This window comes from Dellaglioa sp. CoH-57-MRSF-22 (assembly GCF_056781895.1).
Genome location: NZ_JBXAXT010000021.1, coordinates 1 through 852 on the forward strand (window position 1 = coordinate 1; position 852 = coordinate 852).

The 852-nt window shown below is 55.3% G+C and carries 1 protein-coding gene; it reads left to right on the forward strand.

What is annotated here, in order from left to right; translation table 11 throughout:
• Positions 1-137 precede the first annotated feature (137 nt).
• Positions 138-737, forward strand: coding sequence for a hypothetical protein (locus tag AC1RPR_RS07865; protein ID WP_281116328.1), 600 nt, complete (start codon positions 138-140; stop codon positions 735-737).
• Positions 738-852: the final 115 nt, after the last annotated feature.

Genomic DNA, 852 nt, shown 5'->3' on the forward strand with positions numbered 1-852 from the left:
ACGTAAATGATCTGGATGCGGCAAAGCTCCAGAACGGGAAGCTTGCCGCGACTATCACCGTCTACCCTGAATACCGACCGGGCGTTGCAGAGCACGCGTTTGTGTACAGCAAACCCACACTTCGAAAGGAGGTTTAAATGTTGATGATTGCCTTGATGTTGGCCCTGAACTTCGGGATCAGCTGGTGGAACTGCTACGCAGTTGGCGGTATCTGGGTTGAGTCCCGGTCGCTGGGCGGCTGGATTCGGGTACTCGCGTGGTCAGGTGCTATTCAGGCTGCGATTGGCTTCAGCAGTGTGTTTCTGTTCGTGCTCGGGGGCGCGGCATTCGCGTTTGGTGTGCTGCCGCCCAAAGCGTTTCACGCTGCGATCAACCTCTGGTACCTGCTGATCATCATTCCGGCGCTGAGTACGGGCCTGATCATTACCGTGCACTCGTGGATCGCGGCGTATCGTGAACGTAGCCTCGCAAACATGGGAACTGCGGCCTACAACACGTTTGCTCAGGCCTACAACATGTACAATGCGTTCTCCGGCATCGGTGATGCGTTCAAGGGCGTTGGTGAGTTCTTTGCGGGTGGCGACGATGATGACGTGAAAGCCCGGTTGATCCTGCTGGTTGTGGGTCTTGTCGTGCTCTCGCTGATCGCGGGTGGTGTCCTGGCCGCCATCCTCATCAAGAAGTATGCGGGGCGGCTTCCGCTTCCGGAACGTGAGTCCGTGAAATTCGGCCGCTGATTGGCCTGATGTAAAGAAAAGGGATTGTGCTTGACAGCGCAGTCCCTTTTTGTATTCTGAGCAAAATTCACGACTAGGAGGAAATATGGAACTCGATCTCGACAAAATCTATGAG

Excerpts from the sequence above, each read along its gene's own strand:
- AC1RPR_RS07865 (WP_281116328.1), top strand. The coding sequence starts at position 138 with ATGTTGATGATTGCCTTGATGTTGGCCCTGAACTTCGGGATCAGCTGG.